Consider the following 16,739-nt stretch of genomic DNA (forward strand, 5'->3'; position numbering starts at 1 on the left):
GCGGTCCGGGAGCCTCCTCTGGCCAACAGGATGTTGGTTACGAAGGCGTTGCCACAGGACGTGGCGTTCTTAGCCTTCGTTCCCCTACCGCTCTCCTGCGGGGTCTCCCTTGTCCCTTCCTCCCACAGGACAAGGAAGGCTACGGCAGCATTTACTTCGCACGAGAAAAATGCGCAGCATTTTATGAGGAGTCAAGCACCTTCCACTCCAATCCACGGCGGTTTAATAACATGTGCAATAAACAACAATTTTTTCAAAAACAGCGTTTCAAAGCAACCATTCCTCAAGAAAAATAGGATGAAAAGTCATCTTTTAGTTTCACCATTTTTGCTCTTTGCCTTCCCGTAAGCAAACCCAATAGCTGGTTTACAGAAGTCATGCCAAGCAAAGAGGTACAAACCTCTAATGTGCAATTATGTTCTCTTAATACCGGTCTGCTTTTTAGCAGGTCTAACTGTGCTTTTCTACAAACCCAAGTCTTTTTTGATTGAATAAGGGGAGACATGTTTTCCCATGCTTGTTCAAGGTTTGGACTGTGTATTTTCTTTCGTTCCAATGGTGTGGTGGTATATATATTTGGCCAGTAATCCTCCCGGGAACTCGTATGTTGAACTTTTGAGGCAAATGAAACGAACTGTTTATGATTCCTCTTATGGTCCCATAAAAGAGAATAAAGTTTCTTTCCAGTCTCAATACGCTGGGTGACCATCTCAAAATGTTGAACCGGGAGCCCATGTAGTTGTTTTTTTCGAGTTGGAAAAAGGATATAGGTGGTAGCGAGGAATTCTTGGACTTGGAATGGAAAAGTAGACTTTGCATGCTTAAATATTTTTGTAGGAATCAACCTAGCCTCTAGCATCATTTGTTCATTGATAATAAGAGCAACGGTCAAGACCTCAGCGTTCTTATTCTTTATAAAAAAATCCCACACTTCTTGCATAAATGGGGAAACAGATAAGTGAGGCATAAGATGAAAAAAATTTTTCCCCCTTTCCTTCCAAATCTCATAAAGTAGTAGTTGACTGTATGCATCTTGAAAAATAAGATGGTTTGCTGTTTCTAACATGCTGAAGATTTGCTTTTGTTCTTCTGCTTCTAACGCATACCTGTAGGACCGACTCTTTAAATCGGTCATATGGTAACCACCGTTTCGTGAAACCATATGAGCTAGAAAACTCCAGTGAATTTCGGGGTGTTTTTGAAAGTATCTAAAATATGCATCTGTCCGCGTTACATTATTTTCATTCCATAGGCGAACTTGTGAACGAATAGACTGAAGGATCTCTCTTTCTAAGGTTGAATAAAGCTTAGTTACCTTTTGATTGTAACTCAAGCCCCTTATCTTTTCATGTAGATATGTCCAATCCTGATTTGAAAGAATATCTTTTTCCTTGTCAACCTTTGAGAAAAAAGTTTTAATTTTTGAAAGCAACATGGAAACTATTCCTCCCCGAAAACGTATAACTTAATGAAGTCTATGATAGAAATGAACAGTTCATGAAAAAGGGAGTGTAATCATGTCGTTTTTTAAAAAGGCTTTAGCTACTATTGGAATTGGAAATGCAAAAATTGATGCTAGATTAGAAAAGTCTGATTGGAACCAAGGAGAAGAAGTTCGTGGTGAATTAGTCCTTACAGGTGGAAGTGTTGTGCAAAAAATTGAGGATATTTTTATGGAAGTATGTTGCACTTATATTCGTGAAGTCGATGATAAAAAAATCTCAGATACCGCAGTATTAGAGCGATTTAGAATTTCACAACAGACCGAATTGGGGCCAAATGAGGAAAGAAAAGTTCCTTTTTCATTTGTGCTTCCATATGAAACGCCAATTACAGCAGGAAGTTCAAAGGTATGGGTACGTACTCAACTAGGTATCGAATCGGGGGTCGACTCTAGTGACTATGATCCGATTACAGTGAAGCCTGGTAACATAACAGCAAAAGTTCTAGATACGTTCCGCAGCCTAGGTTTCCAAACACGAAAAGTTGAAAATGAATATGTAAAAAGGTATGCAAGAGGACGTTATCCATTCTTACAAGAGTTTGAGTTTTACCCGGTATCTGGCCCATTCTATCGTGCCTTCGATGAAGTGGAAGTTGCATTCCGCTTCAGAAGTGAAGATAACGTCGATTTGTTAATGGAAGTCGACCGCAGAGGTAGAGGATTGATGGGATTGTTAAGTGAAGCGTTAGAAATGGATGAGTCAAAAGTGTCCCTTAATGTGAACAGTCAAAACATTCACCAACTCCCAGCTATGATTGAGGATGTATTGCAGCGTTACCGTTAATAGATTAAAAGGATCCTAATCCATTTGGATAAGGATCCTTATTCCTTTTTACCCATTGAAAAACCCTCTAGTAATCTCCCACCATAGGGTGCCAGCACTTCTTCTGCAAGTTGGACCACTAATTTCTTATCCCTACTTCTATAGTACAACTGAAATGCCTGATAGAACCGGTCTGCAAAACTTGGGTTAAACGATTTTAATGCTCGGTACACCCACTTAGAGTGTCCAATCCACTGTAGATTTGTTCTTAAATAGAATTCATGAATTATATCTGCCAATGCATTAGCCGTCCAAAGTTCTTCTTCCTCTTTTTTCGAACCAATAAAATCATCGAGAACATCCGTCAGCATATACCTTTTAAATAGTAGCGTTTGCTCAGACCACGGATCAGGTCCTTCCTCAAGAAGTACCCCTGCTTCTTCCTTCATTTCATCTAATTTAGGGTGAGAAATCAATATTTCTCCTTCCACAACCATTCTAGGTAGCGATGGCCTTGCTCTTTCTCTGTCTGATTCAAAAAAAGCTTTGTAAGATGTGAAATTATGCACAAATACTTCGATGGGCCATCCAGACATATAAAAGGTTTCTCTGTAAGCAGACTCAAGTTTCTCTTGAAAAATAACAATGTCTAAGTCAGAAGTCGATGTCCCTTCTCCTCGAACTATACTACCTGCAAGTATGGCTCCGTCACAGTCCGGAAAGTAGGTTGTTAAAAAGGAAATGGCTACAACCTTTGGTGCTTCTTTCATCTTTTTCCCCCATTCTTTTTTGTAAAAATAGTAATGCACTGGCGGCGAGATTATCTTGTTTACACATGCTCCATTAGGAAACCTTATGATTCATTATAATTTTATTAAAATTTACTTATAACTAGCTCCATTTTATGATGAATATACAACAATTGGAAGGGAGGAAGTTGCTTCTTTTTTTGGAAGCAGCGATTTAAATGAATCAGCATCAATCTGTTAAAGATCAGTTTGGGAAAAATGCCTCTAATTATGTAACAAGTCCACTTCATGCCAAGGGTAAAGATTTAGAATGGATGAAACAGTGGGTGACTCATCAGTTCTCAAATAAGGAAACTCTTCTAGATATCGCCACAGGAGGCGGTCATGTAGCAAACGCTTTCGCTCCACTCTTCAACCAAGTGACCGCCTTAGATTTAACCCCTGAAATGTTAGAACAGGCTGAAAAATTTATTAAAGGAAACGGCTATGAAAATGTAGACTTCACTATTGGAGATGCTCAGGATCTACCGTTTGATGATCAATCATTTGATATGGTTACGTGTCGTGTTGCTCCACACCATTTTCCAGATGTGACTAAGTTTGTAAAAGAAGTATATCGAGTAGTAAAGGCTGGCGGGGTCTTTATTTTAGCTGACAATGTGGTTCCTGAAATGGATGCTTATGACATCTTCTTTAACGACCTTGAAAAGAAAAGAGATTATAGTCATAATCGCGCTTTGAAAAAAACAGAATGGCTATCTGTCGTTGAACATACTGGTTTTCGAACAGATCACTTAGTTACTTTTGAAAAGAATTTTAGCTTTGAAACCTGGTGTAAAAATATGAGTCTGTCCAATGAACAGATAGAAGAGTTAAACGATTGGATCCTGTCTGCATCAGACGATGTTCGAACCTACTTCTCCGTAAAGACACAGGAGGATGGAACGGTAAAATCCTTTACCGGCCAATCCATTGTTTTAATTGCATGGAAGTAAACTCTCTGAACGATGTTATAATATATAAAAAACACCGGAGGTCCTTATCATGGCCTTTACTCATACTTTTTCCAAAAAGGAAGAAATAGCCAATTCCGTTACTCATGCCATAGGGGCTGCTTTAAGCATTGCTGCCCTTGTTCTTTTAATTGTGTTCTCTTCTCTTTATGGGAATGCTTGGCACATTGTCAGTTTTACTTTATATGGAGCTTCTATGGTACTCTTGTACACCTCCTCTACTCTTCTACACAGCTTTCCCGAAGGAAAAGTAAAGGACTTTTTTGAAATCATTGACCACTCATCCATTTACTTTTTTATTGCCGGGACATATACTCCATTCCTATTTGTTGTTGTAGAAGGAGCCTTGGGGTGGACTATCTTCGGAATTGTCTGGGGAACAGCTATTGCAGGCACAGTGTTTAAAGCTTTTTTCGTCAAAAAATACTTATTTACATCCACTGCTCTTTACGTGGTTATGGGCTGGTTTATCGTTTTGGCATGGAAGCCTCTAACCGAGAAATTACCTGCTGAAGCCATCCAACTGCTAGTTATTGGTGGTGTATTGTTTACGGTTGGCTCCATTTTTTATGTATGGAGAGGGTTTAAGTATCATCACGCTGTTTGGCATATCTTTGTGATAGCAGGAACGGCATGTCACTTTTTCTGCGTATTGCTCTATGTGTTGCCAATCCAAAATTAAATGATCAACTTCTAGAAAATGGGCAGCTTTGCTAAGTAACTTTTCCTAAAGAGGTGTAGACCATGTACGAATCATTAGTTAGTGCTGATAGCCCTTATTCATCTTTTCAATTGTTTTCCGTTTCCCATATCGTGGTGATTTTGATTACGGTTGGAACCCTTGTATGCTTTTATATTTGGAAAGAACAATTGAAGGCATACAGTTCTTTCCTAAAGTGGGGGCTTGTGGCCTTACTCGTTGGTTCGGAAATATATTTCAACATTTGGAATTTACTCATTGATGAATGGAGCCTTCAATACACCCTTCCCTTTCAGCTTTGTTCCATTAGCATCTATTTATCTACATTCATGCTGATTACCAAAAATCATAGGCTCTATGAAATTGTTTACTTTTTAGGTCTGGCAGGGGCTACACAAGCTATTCTAACACCGGAACTTTTTTATGATTTTCCGCATACTCGGTACTTTCAGTTTTTCATTGCTCATATTGCCATCATTTTATCGCCATTGTACATGACGTGGATTGAAGGGTTTCGGATAAACTTCCGCTCTGTTATCCGCGCATTTTTCGCATTAAATGCAGTGGCAGTAGTTGTATTCTTTATTAACCTAGGGTTCGGGGCAAATTATATGTTTCTTGCTAAAAAACCAAGTAACCCTAGTTTGCTAGATTTTCTTGGGCCTTATCCGTGGTATATTCTTGTATTAGAGGGATTAGCATTTGTTCTATTCCTATTGCTGTACCTTCCTTTCCATAAAAGGAAGGCGACTTCTAGATTGATAGAAATTGATTAGAGTAATTGTGCCTCAAATTTGGGAGCCGACGGTTTTTGTTATCGATATTTTGAGAGGCTTTGGTTTCCGTTACTATTTACCCTTTATTGTTACCGTAATCCTATCCCGGCTCTAGTTTCGGGCACTATAAACTCTTTATTGTTACCGTAATCCTGCAACAGCCTCAGTTTCGGGTACAATACTAACAATATCGTTACCTATATTTAAAATAAAACTAATTTCGGTAACGATTTTTGCCATATACTAAAAAACCCCAGTCCACATTTGGACTGAGGCTTCACTGTTACTATTATTTATAGGCATTAATCCCCAACATGGTCTCAAGGTCCACAATTTGGAAATTTCGCTTTTGCAACTCTTCAATTATCATTGGTAAAGCCTTCGGTGTCTCCACTCTTTCCTTTGTCGTATGCATCAAGATAATGTCACCATTACGTACATTAGATAGCACGTTTTCAACAATCTCTTCACTCACTGCCCCATCTGCCCAATCAATGGTATCAATGGACCAAAGAATAATATCATATTTTTCCTGTTTTGAAGCATTTACGACATCAAAATCTGTATCTCCAAACGGTGGACGGAACATTGCTGGTTTTTTACCAATAGCCTCAAATATAGCTGCTTCTGTCATTTGCAAATCTTCAACTACACCTTGGAAATTCATAGATTTTAAGTTTTTGTGCTGATAGCTATGACCTAGTACAAGGTGTCCGCTCTCATCTGCCTTTTTGACAACATCAGGATGTTTCTCAACATTTTCTCCAACAAAGAAAAAGCTTCCTTTTACTCCGTATTCATCTAAAATATCAATAACAGAATTCGTAACATCTTCCTCATCAGGTCCATCATCAAAAGTTAAAGCCACCATTGGTTGATCTGGTCCATTCAGCCACATATTTTCATAGGCTTGTGCAAAAACTTGAATGTCCTTTCTCCAAGTCAACATACTACTCCAAGTCTCATCAGGCAAATGACCAGAAAGTCCTTTGATATCCAGTACGTATTCATGCTCTGTTTGCTCTAATGTACTTTGATTAAAGACTGAAATATGGTGAACGGTCTCTCCTGATTGAGGAATAATAAACTTTAACTGAATATCATCAGTAAGCTGATAGACGTATATATGATCTTCTCCATAATAGCGGGTTTCATCAGGTTCGCCTAAAGCTTCCTCCATCATGGAGTAATCGATAGATTTAACATCATCACTATATGAACGTACATCAAAAACGGCTCCCTCTTGAATGTAGCCAATCGTTACATTACGGTCCTCATAAGCTGCATAATATCCATACCCAGCTTGATCCACTTGATCAGGGTCACCCCATTCTTCTTTTATATCTAAGAAGCTAGTTGTCTCTGTCTGAAATGGAGCTTCGAGAATCTTTCCCTGTTCTGCTGCTTGAACTATAGATGAGATGAGGTCAGACTCATCAATTTCAGGAGACTTTGTCTCCTCTTCTTTTTCATTTTCCTTAGGAGTGGCATCTTGATCCACTGGTTGTTGACAGGCTGTTAATAACGTTATGAATACGATTACAATTAAGACGACAAATTTATGTCTGTACAAAACCCTCTCCCCTTCCTTCTTCCATTCTACCATTAGTTTTATCTTTCAGGTATGATAGAAGAAAAATAGAAAGAAGGAATACATATGCCGCACTTTGCTGCTTTTTTACACATGGAAAAACCAGAGTTAAATCAGACATATCGCCCAGATCATTTGGAATATCTAGAGAATCTAAAAGAACAAGGAAAAGTCTTTTTAAAGGGACCATTTACAGATGGTTCAGGGGGATTAGTTATATACGAAGCTGACTCTTTTGAGGAAGCCAAAGAATTAGCCGAAAATGATCCCTACGTAAAATTGGGAGTTCGAAGACTCGATTTACGTGAGTGGAAAATCTAACCTCCATTATTGTCATAGATTGGTAGAATGATTCTACTCTAAATGTTAATATATGTAATAAGAGTTAATAAACCTGAGGGTGTCTAAAAAGTCGGAGTAACATACTCTTTAATGCCCCTTTGATTGCTAAAGAGTACTTCTAAGAAAATGAAAATTTAATTTTACCGCTGAGCAGCCCGCCTACACGTAGACTCATTTCCACTCCCTCATAAAAAATAGGTGTATTCGAAGTTTAGTTGGAGTGGAAAGTGGGACCAGTGACCAGAGTGAGACCCCGCAGCGAAGCGAGGAGGCTCACCCCACAAAAAGCGAAGTGTAGGCGGGCTGCGGGCTATTTTTAGACTTATTAGACAGCCTCTTTTATATGAGGTGAGAGTACCCTTGAGTTTTTATGGGCAAAAAATCATTCCAGCGATTCGTTCGATGAAGGATTTCGAGAAAATGCTAGATACTCCTTTTACATACGGAGTCTTTTTAGACTTACATGTTGGGATGCTAAAGAATGTCTTTAAGTATGCCAACCAATATGAGAAAAAGATGTTTCTACATGTTGATTTAATCCAAGGCTTAAAGAATGATGAGGCTGCTGCGGAGTATTTGTGCCAGGAAATTAAGCCTTATGGGTTAATCTCTACAAAGGCGAACGTCATTATGAAGGCACGTCAAAAAGGGATTTATGCAACGCAGAGAGCATTTATTATCGACTCTAGTGCCCTAGAAAGAAGTATTACTCTTGTAAAAAAAACAAACCCACATTACATTGAAGTCCTCCCAGGGGTTGTCCCCAAAATCATCAAGGAATTACACGTGCGTACCGGAAAGCCGATTTTTGCTGGAGGCTTAATTGATACACCAGATGAGGTAGAACAAGCGATCCAATCAGGAGCAACTGCGATTACAACTTCTAACAGGAAGTTATGGGAAGAGTATTCCAATCTTAATATTTCAGAATAGTTAAAAAATAATTTGACATCTTCCTCTTTATCAGTGTAAGCTAATAAATAAGTTAATATTAGTGATGGAGATTAGGAGCTCACATATTTGCTTTTTTCTAAAAGGCATATTTGTGGGCTTTTTCTATCTTTACAACCATTTTAAAAAGAATTTACATAAGAAATTAGTATTAAAGAACTCTTTACGTTTATATGATTGTTTTATACTGGAATTATAGGTAAAATTTGAGATAAATAGAGAGAAAGGGTGGGGTTTTTGAAAAAAGTCGAGCTTGTAGATGTTTCGAAATCTTACGATAAAAAAACCAACGTCATTTCGAACATTAACGTAACCATTGAACCCGGAGAGTTCTTTGTATTAGTAGGACCTTCTGGGTGTGGAAAAAGCACAATGCTCCGTATGATTGCCGGACTCGAAGACATTACAGGAGGAATATTAAGAATTGGAGATAAAGAAGCCAACCTTCTTCCTCCAAGTAAAAGAGACATTTCGATGGTATTTCAAAATTATGCCTTGTATCCTCACCTGAGTGTAGAGGATAATATAGTCTTTGGCCTTGATGTAAAAAAGGTTCCAAAACCAGAGAGAAAAAAGAGGTGTCAGGATGTTGCAGAAATGCTTGGACTGACTGATTATCTTCAGCGAAAACCGAGAGCCCTATCTGGCGGGCAACGCCAACGTGTAGCATTAGCCCGAGCCATTGTTAACCAAGCGCCAATTTGCCTAATGGATGAACCTTTATCAAATCTGGATGCCAAGCTACGAGCACATATGAGGTCAGAGATTCGACAGATTCAAAGAAAACTTGGTATGACTATGATTTATGTAACTCATGATCAAATTGAAGCTATGACAATGGGTGACCGAATTATGATCCTACATGATGGTGAAATTCAACAAATTGGCGCTCCTATAGATATTTATAACAAACCTGCTAATCCATTTGTTGCTACATTTATTGGTTCACCTTCTATGAATATAGCAAACGCAGTAGTCCAAGACCAAAAAACTATAGCCATTGCGGATGAAATCTCTATTCCTATTCCAAAGGATGAACAATCAATATTATCATCTAGCAATCAACTTCTCGTTGGAATAAGACCAGAATACATAAAAATAGCTCCGAAGGATTCAAAAGATATAAATAGGGTTTTAGTCGAGGTTTTGAATGTGGAAGTGTTAGGAAATGAAACCGTTTTCTCATTCAAGCTTGGCGACAGTGAATGGTGGGCTAAATGGACAGGACAATGGAGCATGACCATTGGAGACACCATCCCAATCTTATTAGACTATCATTCTATCTGTTTATTTGATGCAGAAACTGAAAAGCTATTAAAAGCACCCTCCAATATTGAACAACATGTACTCAATCAAGAGGTGGTGCTATGAAGCTCGAAACAAACAAGTCTACAACAACAGCCAGATTTTCTTCAAACCTGAGCGTATGGAGACGGTCTCTCAACGTAAGAACAGCACTTCTATATCTTCTACCCTCTATTGTTTTATTTACAGTTTTTATTTTCTATCCCATGTTTAAAACCATATATTTGAGCTTTTTCTTAACAGATCAGCAAGGAAACCCAGCCCTTTTTGTTGGCTTAGAGAACTATGCTTATTTACTTGAATCAGAGAGCTTTAAGAAAAGTATAAAAGCAACCTTCCTATTTGTACTTTATACAGTTCCAACTGGCGTAATTCTTGCTCTCGCACTAGCACTTCTTGCTAATGAAAAATTAAGAGGAATTGGCTTCTTTAGGACCATTTTCTCGTCTACCATGGGAATTTCAGTAGCCGCATCGTCTGTTGTCTGGTTATTCCTATTTCACCCAAGTATCGGGATGTTTAACAGAGTTCTAAGCCTTTTCCAGATGGAGCAGGTTCAATGGTTGCTAGACCCTTCTTGGGCTCTTATCTCTATATCCATTACGACTATTTGGATGAATACAGGTTTTTCTTTTCTTATCTTGCTTGGTGGATTACAAAATATTGATGAACATTTATATGAAAGTGCCAAAATTGATGGTGCAAGCTATTGGTATCAACTTCGAAGAATTACAATTCCCATGCTTTCACCGACCTTGTTTTTCATCATTACCATCTCGTTAATCAATGCCTTTCAAACATTTGGTCAAGTGGATATCTTAACAAAAGGTGGCCCTTCAGAGTCAACCAATGTCATTGTTTACTCGATCTATAGAGAGGCATTCATTAACTATCAGTTTGGTACCGCGAGTGCACAGGCCGTCTTCCTTTTCTTATGTATCTTAATTGTCACGATCTTGCAATTTAAGTTCGGTGAAAGGAAGGTGCACTATCAATGAGAATCTTCAACAAAGTTATTTTGTATATACTGTTGGTGTTAGGTGCTTTTCTTTTGTTCTTCCCGATTCTTTATGCCTTCATGATTAGCTTCATGACTGGTAGTGAGATTATGACGGGAAAGTTTTTACCTAGCCAATTTAACCTTGATAATTACATAAAAGTATTCGACCGGCTACCTTTAATGAATTACTTAATTAATAGTTTCGTTGTTTCCACGACTGTCATGATTGGTCAGCTCATTGTTTGCAGTATGGCTGCCTATGCTTTTGTCTTTATCCCTTTTAAAGGGAGAGATTTTATCTTTTTTCTGTTTATCTCAACGATGATGATTCCTTGGGAAGCAACGATGATTCCCAACTTTCTAACGGTCCAAAGTCTTGGCTGGACCAATACGTATGCTGGATTAACCGTTCCTTTCTTTGCTCTTGCTTTTGGTACCTTTTTATTAAGACAGCATTTCAAAACAATACCAAAAGAATTGCATGAAGCATCCCAAATTGCAGGGCTTAACCGATTCCAGTTTTTCGTTAGGGTGATTCTACCTGTTTCTAAAACCAGTTTAGTAACTCTTGGAGCTTATGGTTTTTTAACAACCTGGAATATGTACCTATGGCCACTTTTAGTTACGAATAATGATACCCGCAGAACGGTTCAAATCGGGTTAAAACAACTGCAGTCTCAAGAAGTCTCAACTGAATGGGGGGTGGTTATGGCTGGGGTAATCGTAGTGATTATTCCGACGCTCATTCTTCTATTCTTAGGACAGAAACAACTTCAAAAGGGGCTTACACAAGGAGCATTAAAATAAGAAAGCTAAACAAAAGGAGTGTAAAAAATGAAAAAAACATTCAAATCGTTTTTTCTAGTATTACTTACCTTCAGTTTAATTGCATTAACCGCTTGCTCTAACGAGTCATCTGGTGATAATGATTCAGGTAAAACTCAAGTTACATTCTGGCATGCAATGAGTGGAGTTGGGCAAGAAGCGATCGATGAAGTCGTAAGTGATTTTAACAACTCTCAAGATAAGTATGAAGTTATTGCAGAATTCCAAGGAAGCTACGAAGAATCATTAACGAAATTCCGTAGTGTGGGCGGGACTAAAGATGCTCCAGGAATTATCCAAGTATTTGAGGTTGGAACTAAATACATGATTGACAGTGGATTTATCGAGCCTGTCCAATCCTTTATCGATAAGGATAATTACGATCTATCTCAGTTAGAAAAAAATATTACAAATTACTATACGGTTGATGGTGAGTTATACTCAATGCCATTTAACTCTTCTACACCTGTTTTAATTTACAATAAGGATGCATTCAAAGAGGCTGGGTTAGACCCTGAAAACCCTCCACAAACATTTGACGAAATTCAAGAAGCTGCACGAGCTCTGACAAAGAAAAATGGTGACTCTACGGATCAGTACGGATTCTCCATGTTAACGTATGGATGGTTTTTTGAGGAATTACTTGCTACCCAGGGTGGACACTTTGTAAACAATGACAATGGGCGATCTGATACAGCGACTGAAGCTGTATTTAACGGTGAAGAAGGTCTCCGTGTATTTGAATGGTTAGATGAAATGAACAAAGAAGGTACATTCGGAAACTTCGGATCAAATTGGGATGATATCCGCGCTGCTTTCCAATCTGGAAAAGTAGCCATGTACATGGACTCTTCTGCTGGTACAACAGGTGTTATTAAAAACTCTCAGTTTGAAGTGGGCGTAGGATTCATTCCATATGCGGATGAAGTAGAACGTCAAGGGGTTATCATCGGTGGTGCTTCACTGTGGATGTCTAAAGGAATTGACGAGAAGAAACAAGAAGCAGCATGGGAATTTATGAAGTACTTAACTAGCCCAGAGGCGCAAGCAAAATGGCATGTTAAAACAGGGTATTTTGCTATTAACCCTGCTGCATATGATCAAGACATTGTAGCGGAAAACTATGAGACCTACCCACAGTTAAAAGTAACGGTTGAACAGCTTCAAGCAACAAAGCCATCTGTTGCAACACAAGGAGCCCTTATTTCAGTCTTCCCTGAGGCCCGTCAGCAGGTTGTGACAGCCCTAGAAAACTTATACCAAGGTATGGATCCTCAAGAAGCCCTAGACCAAGCTGTTGAGGGAACAAATCGAGCCATTGAAATTGCGAATAAAACAAACTAGACTTCTACACTTCCATAGCTAGTCAAGGCGAATAGCACCATTCTCACCTTCTGGGGGTGGTGCTATATAATGAAAAACATATCAAATTGGAGTGTTATGTATGGAAGAAACCTTAATTTACGCTCATCGTGGCAGTAAAGGAACTCATCCTGAAAATACCCTTATTGCTTTCGAGCATGCTATTCACTTAGGAGTCGATGGAATTGAGCTAGATGTTCATCTTTCCAAAGACGGTCACCTTATTGTTATCCATGATGAAACAGTAGACAGAACCACTAATGGGACTGGATATATTCGGGATTTAACATTAACAGAAATAAAGCGTCTTGATGCAGGAAGTTGGTTTTCTACTGAATATGAGGGCGAACAAGTACCAACACTATCTGAAGTTCTAGAACTAATGAAAAACACAACATTGTATTTAAATATAGAAATTAAGGCTGACATTATTCCATACGAAAATATAGAAGAAAAAATACTCCAGGCCATAAGAGATTCGGATTTTGACGAGAAGCGTATTATTATCTCATCCTTTAATCATTATTCAGTGGCTAAGTTTAAAAAACTGGCTCCGAATATTGAAACTGCTATCCTTTTTATGGAGATTTTATTAGATCCATGGGAATATGCAAAAACAGTTGGCGCCACATCTCTTCATGTTTATGAGCCCGTTGCTTTTACAGAAACGGCACATGAAGCGCTGAAAAACAACTTCCCTGTCCGTACGTTTACGGTAAATAATAAAAACCATATGAGAGCTTTGATGGAACAAAACATCTCTGCTATTATGACTGATTACCCGAAAGAAGCTTTAACCATTCGCTCAGAATTAAAGAAGAAAGAAACAGGCACTTAAGTTATAGATGATGAATATTATAGTTATAAGTTAATAAACGGTCATAGACACGGAGAGACCCAGACGACATTATGGAAGGTTATTTAGATTGCCATTCACAATGTTCGTTTGGGTTTCTTTTTTCGTAATTTAAAGGAGAGGACCACGATGTTTTCTAGTTTAAAGAGGAATCAATATATTGAGAAACTTAAAAACAACACATATGACCTTGTTGTCATTGGAGGAGGTATAACTGGAGCAGGTATCGCACTTGATGCCGCAACACGAGGGTTGAAGGTTGCCCTGATCGAAATGCAAGATTTTGCCGCTGGAACTTCTAGCCGCTCCACGAAGCTTGTTCACGGAGGATTACGATATTTAAAACAGCTTGAAGTCAAAATGGTGGCAGAAGTAGGGAAGGAAAGAGCCATCGTGTATGAAAATGGCCCTCATGTTACAACTCCGGAAAGAATGCTACTTCCTATCCATCAAGGTGGAACATTTGGAAAATGGACGACATCTTTAGGGCTTCTCGTATACGATTACTTAGCAAATGTAAAACAGGCTGAGAGAAGAAAGATGCTTGATCGTGAGGAAACACTTCGTAAGGAACCGCTAATAAAGGAAGACGGATTAAAAGGCGGTGGGTATTATGTTGAATACCGAACAGATGATGCAAGGTTAACAATTGAAGTCTTAAAAGCCGCAGTCAGCTATGGTGCACATGCATTAAATTATATGAAAGCTGAAGGTTTTCTTTATGAAAACAATAAAGTTACAGGGGTTCAAGCTACTGATATTATTTCCGGTGATAGGTTTGAGATACGAAGTAGGATTACGGTCAATGCAGCTGGACCATGGGTTGATCAAGTTCGAAGCCTTGATACATCCCTTCGTAAAAAGCAACTCCGGTTAACCAAAGGGGTTCACATTGTTATAGATCAAACCAACTTTCCTTTAAAACAGGCTATTTATTTTGATACACCGGATGGGAGGATGATTTTTGCCATTCCACGGGATGGAAAAACATATGTAGGGACCACAGACACGTTCTACAAGGAAGACCCTAAAAGCCCTAGAATCACTAAAGAAGATAAAGCTTACCTGCTGAATGCCATTAAATTTATGTTTCCTAAGATTTCAGTCACTGAATATCATATAGAATCAAGTTGGGCAGGAGTCAGACCCCTAATTTTTGAGGATGGGAAGGACCCCTCTGACATTTCAAGAAAAGACGAAATTTGGGAAGGTGAAAGTGGCTTAATCACGATTGCGGGTGGAAAGCTTACTGGCTATCGAAAAATGGCTGAGACTGTGGTCGATCTCGTTGTTTCCCGTTTAAAAGCCACGGGAGTCACGGCTGCCTCTTGTCAAACCAAAAACACCCCCATATCAGGTGGTAAGTTCGGCTCACCACAGAAGTTTTTATCCTATGTGGAGGAGAAAGCAAAAACAGCTTCTACGTTTGGGCTAACTGAACAGGAAGGCTATGAACTTGCTCGAAAATATGGTACGAATGTACCCATAGTCCTTAGGTATGCTAGAGACTATGAGGATCATAAGCTAGTTGGCCTCTCTCCCCTGGTCTATGCCCAACTCATGTATGCAATCGAGTACGAGATGACAATGTCACCTACAGATTTCTTTATTCGAAGAACTGGAGCGCTATATTTTAATATTGAATGGGTACGTAAATGGAAGGAGCCTGTTATCCTGCATATGAAAAAGGTGTTCGGATGGAGTGAAGCAAAAACATATCATTATACGCTTGAGCTAGAAAGGGAATTAGCTGCGGTAGAATAATTACGAAAGCCGATAGCAAAAGTAAAAGGTCAAGGGTTTGTCCCTTGACCTTTAGCATTCTTATTGAAATACCATATCAAATGTTGGTACAGAAAGTTCAACTTCATTAAATACTTTGTTAATTGTGTCGATATATTCTTGCTTTAAAGCATCTGCTTCTGTTAGGTCTTCACTTCCAGCTTCGAGAAGTTCAGCTTTTTTTGCATAGAATTGGCTAAGTTTTTCAGCAGAAGCTTCTAGATCTGCTTGGTAATCAGCTAGTTCAGCTGGGATTTCGATAGCAGCAATCTCGCTAGCTGCAGTTTCTGCAGCTGTAGCTGGTTTCACTTCAGCAGCTTCAACATCTTCTGGAGTGGCATATCCTGCAAAAGTAGATTCCGCGCTACGGATTACTTTAATTACAGAACCTTGGTACTCAAGAAGAGCTGTTTTCACTTCTTTAGAAACTCCTTCTTCTTGTGCAGTTTCTTGGTTTTCTGTATTTGAATCAGCGTTAGAACCTTCACTTGATTCTGAACCACAAGCAGCTAATACAAATAGCAACATGGATACTGATAGTAAAGATAATAATTTTTTCATTATCTTTGTCCCCCTTAAACTTTTTCTTTTATAAAAATATAATCCTGACATTTGCTAATTGTATCACTTCTAACAATTTTTTCAATACTTTTAATTCGAAAAACGAAGTATATTAAAATATCTTTTTGTTGGGAATTTAATAAGTTTTTTAAATATTTGTATTAGTATTATTGTTTTATTAGAATAACTATTTTTGTGAATTTTCACACTAGTATTACAAGTTAGACCCTAGTAGTTTACGAATACTCTATTTACATAATCAGGATATATTTATTTATTTTATGTGAAGAAAAAGTTATACTATAAGTATAGACTTGAGGTGATAGTTATGAAGGAATCCTCAATGTGCCCAAAACTCGAAAAAGCGATGGCACTTATAAGTAAACGTTGGACAGCTATGATTATATATCAGCTTTTGAACGGCTCCCAGCGGTTCTGTGAAATTGAAAGTTCATTCCCTATTAGTGGAAGACTTTTATCAGAACGACTTAAGGAGCTAGAAAATGAAGGAATTGTAACAAGGGAAGTATTCCCTGAGGTTCCTGTTCGCGTTGAATATTCTTTAACCGCCAAAGGACTGGCATTAGCTCCCTTCATTAAAGAGTTGGAAAAGTGGTCCGAATCTTATATAACCCTATAATTTTAAAACCCACCTTTTT

General features: G+C 38.5%; 17 protein-coding genes. 13 read left to right on the top strand and 4 right to left on the bottom strand.

Annotation, left to right across the window (positions count from 1 at the left end; translation table 11 throughout):
* Nucleotides 1-283 precede the first annotated feature (283 nt).
* Nucleotides 284-1,435 carry a DUF2515 family protein gene (locus tag ABDZ91_RS05655; protein ID WP_343797083.1) on the bottom strand — a complete coding sequence of 384 codons (1,152 nt, stop codon included), beginning with the start codon at nucleotides 1,433-1,435 and terminating at the stop codon, nucleotides 284-286.
* Between the two features lie 82 nt (nucleotides 1,436-1,517).
* Here ABDZ91_RS05655 and ABDZ91_RS05660 point away from each other — a divergent pair, with 82 nt between their 5' ends.
* Nucleotides 1,518-2,288 (top strand): sporulation protein, encoded by a 771-nt coding sequence (locus ABDZ91_RS05660; protein WP_343797085.1) that lies wholly within the window; start codon nucleotides 1,518-1,520, stop codon nucleotides 2,286-2,288.
* A gap of 38 nt (nucleotides 2,289-2,326) precedes the next feature.
* Here ABDZ91_RS05660 and ABDZ91_RS05665 read toward each other — a convergent pair whose 3' ends face one another.
* Complete coding sequence (locus ABDZ91_RS05665) at nucleotides 2,327-3,037, bottom strand: nucleotidyltransferase domain-containing protein (RefSeq protein WP_343797087.1); 711 nt, start codon at nucleotides 3,035-3,037, stop codon at nucleotides 2,327-2,329.
* Nucleotides 3,038-3,234: 197 nt separating this feature from the next.
* Between ABDZ91_RS05665 and ABDZ91_RS05670 the strand changes: the two genes are divergently transcribed.
* From ABDZ91_RS05670 to ABDZ91_RS05680, 3 genes are all read left to right on the top strand, one after another.
* A complete protein-coding gene (locus tag ABDZ91_RS05670; protein ID WP_343797089.1) occupies nucleotides 3,235-4,011 on the top strand; it encodes a class I SAM-dependent methyltransferase in 777 nt (258 codons plus the stop codon).
* Nucleotides 4,012-4,060: 49 nt separating this feature from the next.
* Nucleotides 4,061-4,711: a PAQR family membrane homeostasis protein TrhA gene (trhA, locus tag ABDZ91_RS05675; protein WP_343797091.1), complete on the top strand. Its 651-nt coding sequence runs from the start codon at nucleotides 4,061-4,063 to the stop codon at nucleotides 4,709-4,711.
* 62 nt (nucleotides 4,712-4,773) lie between these two features.
* Complete coding sequence (locus tag ABDZ91_RS05680) at nucleotides 4,774-5,505, top strand: YwaF family protein (RefSeq protein WP_343797093.1); 732 nt, start codon at nucleotides 4,774-4,776, stop codon at nucleotides 5,503-5,505.
* A gap of 289 nt (nucleotides 5,506-5,794) precedes the next feature.
* On the opposite strand, the gene ABDZ91_RS05685 is transcribed toward ABDZ91_RS05680, so the two are convergent.
* A complete protein-coding gene (locus ABDZ91_RS05685) occupies nucleotides 5,795-7,078 on the bottom strand; it encodes a polysaccharide deacetylase family protein (RefSeq protein ID WP_343797094.1) in 1,284 nt (427 codons plus the stop codon).
* Nucleotides 7,079-7,162: 84 nt separating this feature from the next.
* Between ABDZ91_RS05685 and ABDZ91_RS05690 the strand changes: the two genes are divergently transcribed.
* The 8 genes from ABDZ91_RS05690 to ABDZ91_RS05725 all read left to right on the top strand — a co-directional run bounded on the left by ABDZ91_RS05690 (nucleotide 7,163) and on the right by ABDZ91_RS05725 (nucleotide 15,501).
* On the top strand, nucleotides 7,163-7,417 hold the full coding sequence (locus tag ABDZ91_RS05690) for a YciI family protein (RefSeq protein WP_343797096.1): 255 nt from the start codon (nucleotides 7,163-7,165) through the stop codon (nucleotides 7,415-7,417).
* A gap of 381 nt (nucleotides 7,418-7,798) precedes the next feature.
* Nucleotides 7,799-8,371 carry a glycerol-3-phosphate responsive antiterminator gene (locus ABDZ91_RS05695; protein WP_343797098.1) on the top strand — a complete coding sequence of 191 codons (573 nt, stop codon included), beginning with the start codon at nucleotides 7,799-7,801 and terminating at the stop codon, nucleotides 8,369-8,371.
* A 255-nt stretch (nucleotides 8,372-8,626) separates the two neighbouring features.
* The gene (locus ABDZ91_RS05700; RefSeq protein ID WP_343797100.1) at nucleotides 8,627-9,760 is read left to right on the top strand and encodes an ABC transporter ATP-binding protein; all 1,134 of its coding nucleotides are present in this window, start codon (nucleotides 8,627-8,629) and stop codon (nucleotides 9,758-9,760) included.
* Entirely contained in the window at nucleotides 9,757-10,692 is a 936-nt protein-coding gene (locus tag ABDZ91_RS05705) for a carbohydrate ABC transporter permease (RefSeq protein WP_343797101.1), read from the top strand. Before ABDZ91_RS05700 ends, ABDZ91_RS05705 begins: the two co-directional genes overlap by 4 nt.
* Nucleotides 10,689-11,501 carry a carbohydrate ABC transporter permease gene (locus ABDZ91_RS05710; protein ID WP_343797103.1) on the top strand — a complete coding sequence of 271 codons (813 nt, stop codon included), beginning with the start codon at nucleotides 10,689-10,691 and terminating at the stop codon, nucleotides 11,499-11,501. The genes ABDZ91_RS05705 and ABDZ91_RS05710 overlap by 4 nt, the downstream gene beginning before the upstream one ends.
* Nucleotides 11,502-11,528: 27 nt before the next feature.
* Nucleotides 11,529-12,863, top strand: coding sequence for an ABC transporter substrate-binding protein (locus ABDZ91_RS05715; protein WP_343797104.1), 1,335 nt, complete (start codon nucleotides 11,529-11,531; stop codon nucleotides 12,861-12,863).
* 100 nt (nucleotides 12,864-12,963) lie between these two features.
* On the top strand, nucleotides 12,964-13,719 hold the full coding sequence (locus ABDZ91_RS05720; RefSeq protein WP_343797106.1) for a glycerophosphodiester phosphodiesterase: 756 nt from the start codon (nucleotides 12,964-12,966) through the stop codon (nucleotides 13,717-13,719).
* Between the two features lie 147 nt (nucleotides 13,720-13,866).
* A complete protein-coding gene (locus ABDZ91_RS05725; RefSeq protein ID WP_343797107.1) occupies nucleotides 13,867-15,501 on the top strand; it encodes a glycerol-3-phosphate dehydrogenase/oxidase in 1,635 nt (544 codons plus the stop codon).
* Nucleotides 15,502-15,561: 60 nt separating this feature from the next.
* On the opposite strand, the gene ABDZ91_RS05730 is transcribed toward ABDZ91_RS05725, so the two are convergent.
* Nucleotides 15,562-16,080, bottom strand: coding sequence for a hypothetical protein (locus tag ABDZ91_RS05730; protein ID WP_343797108.1), 519 nt, complete (start codon nucleotides 16,078-16,080; stop codon nucleotides 15,562-15,564).
* A gap of 328 nt (nucleotides 16,081-16,408) precedes the next feature.
* Here ABDZ91_RS05730 and ABDZ91_RS05735 point away from each other — a divergent pair, with 328 nt between their 5' ends.
* Nucleotides 16,409-16,720 carry a winged helix-turn-helix transcriptional regulator gene (locus tag ABDZ91_RS05735; protein WP_343797110.1) on the top strand — a complete coding sequence of 104 codons (312 nt, stop codon included), beginning with the start codon at nucleotides 16,409-16,411 and terminating at the stop codon, nucleotides 16,718-16,720.
* Nucleotides 16,721-16,739: the final 19 nt, after the last annotated feature.

This window comes from Bacillus carboniphilus, from assembly GCF_039522365.1.
GTDB classification, from domain to species: Bacteria; Bacillota; Bacilli; order Bacillales; family JC228; genus Bacillus_BF; species Bacillus_BF carboniphilus.